This is a genomic window from Halomicronema sp. CCY15110 (genome assembly GCF_016888165.1).
In the GTDB taxonomy this organism is placed as follows: Bacteria; Cyanobacteriota; Cyanobacteriia; order Phormidesmidales; family Phormidesmidaceae; genus Halomicronema.
In genome coordinates this window covers 1-5,786 of sequence record NZ_JACSWC010000175.1, presented here as the reverse complement: position 1 = coordinate 5,786, position 5,786 = coordinate 1, and the positions used below count along the sequence as shown (strand labels likewise).

General features: G+C 51.1%; 7 protein-coding genes. 4 read left to right on the top strand and 3 right to left on the bottom strand.

Annotated features, from left to right (window positions below; translation table 11 throughout):
* Window positions 1–233: 233 nt before the first annotated feature.
* Window positions 234–719, bottom strand: a complete 486-nt coding sequence (locus JUK32_RS04920; RefSeq protein WP_204137736.1) for a thiol-disulfide oxidoreductase DCC family protein — start codon at window positions 717–719, stop codon at window positions 234–236.
* A 172-nt stretch (window positions 720–891) separates the two neighbouring features.
* On the opposite strand from JUK32_RS04920, the gene JUK32_RS04915 reads away from it, so the two are divergent.
* Window positions 892–1,776: a 3'(2'),5'-bisphosphate nucleotidase CysQ gene (locus JUK32_RS04915; RefSeq protein WP_239112341.1), complete on the top strand. Its 885-nt coding sequence runs from the start codon at window positions 892–894 to the stop codon at window positions 1,774–1,776.
* Window positions 1,777–1,824: 48 nt separating this feature from the next.
* On the opposite strand, the gene JUK32_RS27925 is transcribed toward JUK32_RS04915, so the two are convergent.
* The gene (locus JUK32_RS27925) at window positions 1,825–1,959 is read right to left on the bottom strand and encodes a hypothetical protein (RefSeq protein WP_255538090.1); all 135 of its coding nucleotides are present in this window, start codon (window positions 1,957–1,959) and stop codon (window positions 1,825–1,827) included.
* A 40-nt stretch (window positions 1,960–1,999) separates the two neighbouring features.
* On the opposite strand from JUK32_RS27925, the gene JUK32_RS04910 reads away from it, so the two are divergent.
* Together JUK32_RS04910 and JUK32_RS04905 are read left to right on the top strand one after the other, a co-directional pair.
* Window positions 2,000–2,683 (top strand): Crp/Fnr family transcriptional regulator, encoded by a 684-nt coding sequence (locus tag JUK32_RS04910; protein ID WP_204137735.1) that lies wholly within the window; start codon window positions 2,000–2,002, stop codon window positions 2,681–2,683.
* Between the two features lie 475 nt (window positions 2,684–3,158).
* Window positions 3,159–3,644: a TerB family tellurite resistance protein gene (locus tag JUK32_RS04905; protein ID WP_204137734.1), complete on the top strand. Its 486-nt coding sequence runs from the start codon at window positions 3,159–3,161 to the stop codon at window positions 3,642–3,644.
* A 101-nt stretch (window positions 3,645–3,745) separates the two neighbouring features.
* Here JUK32_RS04905 and JUK32_RS27920 read toward each other — a convergent pair whose 3' ends face one another.
* A complete protein-coding gene (locus JUK32_RS27920; protein ID WP_255538089.1) occupies window positions 3,746–3,868 on the bottom strand; it encodes a hypothetical protein in 123 nt (40 codons plus the stop codon).
* Between the two features lie 569 nt (window positions 3,869–4,437).
* On the opposite strand from JUK32_RS27920, the gene JUK32_RS04900 reads away from it, so the two are divergent.
* On the top strand, window positions 4,438–5,211 hold the full coding sequence (locus JUK32_RS04900) for a WecB/TagA/CpsF family glycosyltransferase (protein WP_239112340.1): 774 nt from the start codon (window positions 4,438–4,440) through the stop codon (window positions 5,209–5,211).
* Window positions 5,212–5,786 lie beyond the last annotated feature (575 nt).

The window sequence follows — 5,786 nt, the reverse complement described above, 5'->3', positions numbered from 1 at the left end:
GGTTTCGACTCCGCTCAACCCTCAACCTCTGACCTGGACAGTAATATCGCTGATTGAGCGGAGTCGAAATCAGCCACTTGGTTACCGTTTAACTAGGCCCAGCTACTTAAGTGTCGAGTTTTTGAAGCTGTGGATAGCCGCTTGATACTTGCGAGTTTGTCATAGGTTGGGATGACGGATCCGGCTTGGGTTGATCGGAAAGCCTGGCTTGCCTGCCTCTGGGCAAGGGTATCTTACAGACGGCAACGTTCCTCGGCACTACAGCTGTTTAACCGGGCCTGTCGCTCGGCTACGAGGGTATGAAGGCTGGGGCGGCCAGTAACTTGAAGCCGCAGATCAGCCCAAAGGTCATACAACTTATCGACCAAGGGGCCAATGATGGGCCAACGGGTGGGCGCGTACATCCAGCCGATGCCTAAGATGCTGTAAATACGTCGGAAAACTTCGACATTTTTGATCACAGTGCCGTCTGCCAGCACCGCATGGATACGCCCCATCGCAGTCTCAAAATCCACCCCGCCATGCTGGGACGGATCGTAGGCGGCATCGGCAATATCGACAAACTGCACCAAACCGCGACCCGCATCTTTTTTCTGTAAAAAGTTGACTTCCCGCAGGCACAGTGGGCAGTCGCCGTCATACAGCAATTTAATTTGCCAGTTGTCGGTAGTGGAAGAGTCGGAGTTGGGAGCGCGATCGCGTGAGGCAGTAGTCGTCATAGGAGTTGGATCGGGCAAAGAGCAACAGTTTTAATATCGTCTGTTCATATTTTAAGAAATATGGCGATTGAGGGGGTGCGATCGCCGGTGCGGTATCCGCACTTGGAGCCGACGATTCGCAAAAGCCATCTTCACTGCCGCCGCTGCATGGCACACTAGCACTGTTACTGAGTTGACGACCCTGCCCATGGTGACTGCCGAAGAAAACGAAGTTATCTTAAAGATGCTGTTACAAAGTGGTCAGCAAGCTCGCCAAGCGGCCTCGGAGAATTTTGAGGTGTTTGAAAAAGGGCGCGAAGATTACGTCACAACGGTCGATCAGGCTTTAGACCAATTTTTATCCGCTGCGTTTGCTCGACATTTCCCCGCTGACGGCATTGTGACCGAAGAGAATCAAACCTCCGCAACGGCATTCAGCAACCATTACCGTCGCCTGTGGTTTATTGACCCCATTGATGGCACCGAAGACTTTATCAATCGCGGCGAACATTACTCCATCATGGTGGGGCTGTTGCAAAATCACCGACCCCAAGCAGGGTGGGTGTACGCACCGGCGCAGAGTCGTCTGTATTGGGGGGGCGCAGGTTGGGGCTTATTTCAGCAAGACGATCAGGGCAAGCCACTGCCGTTAGAGCCCAAACCTCAGGTCTTGGGGGACAGTGCCACCCTGCTGCTGGGCGATCGCGACCAGCGACGATTTGGCGTCATGATTGCCACGCAACTGCCTGAGTTAACCTTTGAGGCGATCGGCAGCTTTGGCCTCAAAGTGCTTGAAGTCATCAAAGGTGAAGCCGGTCTTTACGTCTATCTCAACGGACGGGTCAAACTCTGGGATACCACGGGGCCACTGGCCTTAGCGCAGGCGGCGGGCCTCATTTGCTGCGATTTAGATGGTTCTCCCATCCGATTTGACGCTAACAGCATTTATCCGCAAAGTCTGATCCACCGGCAACCCATTATTGTGGGATGGCCCGAGTATGTCACCGCATTTTTACCCGCGCTCCGGCAGGCGGTATTGGCAGTGCGTCAACAAGAATTGGCCTTGGACGGGTCGTAAACACGGTAACCTGACGGCCAACATCGTAATCATCTCAAACTTGCTTAACTAATTGATGTACTTCACCAGGTGATTAACTTCATTTATCCCGCGATGATGGATATTGCGAAAGGTTTGTGGGTAGTATGAGGGCAGATTTTGCTCTGTCCCGTGGCGATCGCAGCTACCATGAACGACAGTCATGATGTCTTTCTGTTCGTATAGCCCCACTACCTAAACTCCCATGCAGCCAGAAGCCTTTAGTGAGCTTTTCCCTCTCTTTGAAAGCGCGAGTCCTGAAACCGTCGAATGGCTCGGATCAGTGACCACTCAGCATGAATATCCCGCCGACCGCGCTGTGCTGATGGAGGATGCGTGGGGTAATGCAGTTTACTTTATTGAATCTGGCTGGGTGAAAGTGCGTCGTCATGCGGGTGATAGCGCCGTCACGCTAGCGGTTTTGGGGCCAGGAGACTTTTTTGGCGAGATGGCGATCTTAGACGAGTCCCCTCGCTCTACCGACGTTGTTGCCCTCGCCCCGGTGAAGCTGCTCAGCGTATCGGCCCAGCGTTTCATTCAAACGCTCTTTAAGGACTCGCAGTTGCACCATCGGATGCTGCAACTTATGGTGCAGCGATTGCGCCAGACCAATTTCCGATTTCAACTGCGGCATCAACCGCCTGCCGTCAAGTTGGCCAACACCCTAGCGACGCTGAGTGAGGCCTATGGTCAGTCAGTTGACGGCGGCGTCACGATTTTCAACATCCCCATTGCTGACTTGGCCGACGTTACCGACATTTCAGAAGAAGAAACCAGCAAAATTATGGACAAGCTGGTTGAAAAGGGCTGGCTCAAAGTTGATGAGGCCAACGACACCCTGGTGCTCAGTAATGTGAAACAACTCAGTCAGTTGGCAGGTAAGGGATAGCGCTGAGGAATTTGCCGGTAAGTCATGTCCCCGTTGTAGGGGCCAGAAGCCCTTTGCCTCTAATCCCAACTCTGGCATGTGATTGGGGCCACTCCCCTAAGGCGTTACAGTATCGGCTGTTAACGCTGCATGGGGCATTTTGCGTCGATTGCCCTGGGGTCAACGCCGATGATTAGACCTCCCCATTGCCAATGCAGATATTTGTAACAGGCTCTGTAGCGATCGATTACAGCCTGCTCAACTCCTCGGGGTGCCCATGTTACGGTGAAGCCAATTCACCCTAGTTTGGTTTCGGCGATCGCGCCTAGCCGATCAGTTTTTAGCCCACGAATTACCCAGTGCCTTAACCTTGCTTCTATCTATAGATGCGTTGAGGCCACGATCGTTCGCGTGATCGGGCAGCATTGAATGTGCTGGACATAGTTAACGTCAGTAGCCAATTGGGAGTGGGTTGTTGCAATTTCAGGAGTTCGCGATGGCTCTCCAAGTTCCACCACCACCTTCGATTTCTCCTCGTCAACTGACCTTGCTGCGCGTTGTGGCATCCATGGCGTGGAGTGACGGCAACCTGGCCCAAGAAGAGGTTGACCTGATGCTCAAGCGGTTTAGCAGTTTGTTTGCCCATAATGCTGAACGGCAAGCCGATTTACAGAAAGAATTGCGTGACTACCTCATGCAAAATATTCCTTTAGAGGAATCCGTCCCCCATCTGCAGTCTCAAGAAGAACGGGAATTTGTGTTGCGGCTCGGCTACGAAGTGATTAGCAGTAGCGCCCGCACCCCTGAAGAAGCACTCATCAACTCGGAAGAAGCCGACGCCTACAACCGTCTGGTTACTCTGCTGAACTTATCACCCGAGCGAGTGGCCACCCTGGAAAGCGAAGCCCAGACAGCCGACAACGCTGACTCGCTGATTGAAAACATGACTCAACAGTTACAGCAATTTTTTGCCCAGCACTAACGTTGGATAATCATCCGCTCGTGGGCGATCGCAGTCAGAAATACTGGCTGCGATCGCTTTTTCATATCCTTACTGACCAGTCCGTCAACTAACTTTTTGCCTTAAACCTTGGCCCATTCATCGGCGGACACCTCATCCACAAGCACAATCCGCCACACGAAATTAGGCTGCATACGAGCAAGACAAGGCACGTTCGCGATCGCCCAATCCCAACCTTCCTTCATCGCCCTACGTTGAAACTTGTATGAAGTTGGCGTGAAGCCTAACCAGATGCCATTTCGCCCTCGAAATGTAAAGTTTCCTTGGCTATTCATGGGGCAAATCGGCACCTCCCCGCCTCAAACAACGTGAATTCCGCTTGTTTGGAGATCGCATGCCATCGTTCGCCGCCATATCGCTGGAAAACCCTACGTAGATATACGTATTCGTGAGCATCTGAATTTAAAGAGTTCGTCAATTTCGCTAGTGTCTACTGACGTAGCAGAGTTCGATGCGGTACAAATCAATATAACGTCGTGGAATTACTGAGCCCATCATATGTTCGTGATCAAAGTTCTCTAACCTCTTGCTTGCAGAGAGATTGCAAGCTCGTGAGTCTTACCTGCTGCAACTCAGTGATGTTTGCTCACTGTATTTTTTAGAACATCAGGCAGATCGTTGTTGACGCCTACCATTCAAGAGATCTAGGGGAAATCGCATGAATAATAGAAAAGCATCTCCACTCCGAGAATCTTTTCAGAAAGCTGTACTGACTTCTCAAGCAAGGCAACTTCTGAATTACGAGAAGGGGGCATTGTCGCAACGCATCGAGATTTTAAATGTTGGTATCGATAATCTAGCGATCGATGAGTTTCTCAACAATCTCAACCGGGGCATCGTCTTCACCCCTAACGTTGACCACCTGATGCGACTTCGGGAAGATCAGGAATTCGTCAAAGCATATGATGTGGCTGACTACCGGGTTTGCGATAGTCAAATCTTGATGTATGCCTCAAAGTTTCTGGGAACGCCGATTAAGGCCAAGATCTCCGGTTCTGATTTATTCCCGATGTTTTGCGAGCACCACCGCAATAATCCCAAGATTAAGATCTTCTTACTTGGCGGGGCCGAAGGCGTGCCACAACGAGCCCAAAAGCACATCAACCAGCGCATTGGCCGAGATATTGTCGTCGCGGCTCATTCGCCGACATTTGGCTTCGAAAAAGATGAAGCAGAATGCCAACGCATTTTGGACATGATCCGCAACTCGCCCGCCAATGTGCTGATTGTTGGTGTCGGCGCACCTAAGCAAGAAAAGTGGATTGCCAAATATCAAAGTCAGCTGCCCAACATTGATATCTTCATGGGTGTTGGGGCGGCCATTGATTTTGAAGCTGGCAACAAACTCCGGTCACCCCGGTGGATGAGTGAAGTGGGCTTGGAGTGGCTTTACCGCTTGCTATCGGAGCCTAAGCGTCTGTGGAAGCGCTATCTCTTTCAAGATTTGCCATTTTTGTGGCTACTGCTTAAGGAAAAGATTAAATATACGCCTCAACAGCCGGTTAATAGTTCCTTGAGAATTCGATAAGCGACTACACCTCAACACCCCACAGTCAGGAGATCGGCGGGAAAATAACATCCTGGTTGAGGTCATTGGATGGGTCGCTGGGTGGATGAGCGTTGGGACTGTCCTTCGTTTGGCGTTGATACTTTTCTTTTGAACGGGTTCCTGAGCGCCCACAGGCAAGTAGCTTATGAGTACGAGTTGAGTCGTGAATTACTGATCCCTTTCAGAGGGATACCTGTACTGAATAGCGGAGTCGCTACCAGCCGCCAGCTCTTACTCCCAAGGACTCTCTTGTGAAGGATTTGAGAGACCTTGTTCGCTGACTATTTTGGTCGTCCTTGGCCTCTGGTTGGACTTTGTATTTCGCATTAGATTTAGAGCAGAGAACCGGAAACCTGCCTGATACAGGGTGTGGCTCCTCGCTAGCCTGAGGGCAACTCTTAGGGATCTGCAACTAAATAAAGTACCCGTTCAATCCGGTTTCGATTTCGCTCAACCTACCAGTATCGAGAGTTGAGCGGCTCACTGGTGCAGAAAAGTTTTGGGAGCAAAGTATCGGTAGTCTCATCGTGAGAAAGTCGTCACTTTCGAGAACT

Coding starts and splice junctions, on each gene's coding strand:
- JUK32_RS27920 (WP_255538089.1), bottom strand. CDS start 3,868: ATGAAGGAAGGTTGGGATTGGGCGATCGCGAACGTGCCTTGTCTTGCT.
- JUK32_RS04910 (WP_204137735.1), top strand. CDS start 2,000: ATGCAGCCAGAAGCCTTTAGTGAGCTTTTCCCTCTCTTTGAAAGCGCG.
- JUK32_RS04905 (WP_204137734.1), top strand. CDS start 3,159: ATGGCTCTCCAAGTTCCACCACCACCTTCGATTTCTCCTCGTCAACTG.
- JUK32_RS04920 (WP_204137736.1), bottom strand. CDS start 719: ATGACGACTACTGCCTCACGCGATCGCGCTCCCAACTCCGACTCTTCC.
- JUK32_RS27925 (WP_255538090.1), bottom strand. CDS start 1,959: ATGACTGTCGTTCATGGTAGCTGCGATCGCCACGGGACAGAGCAAAAT.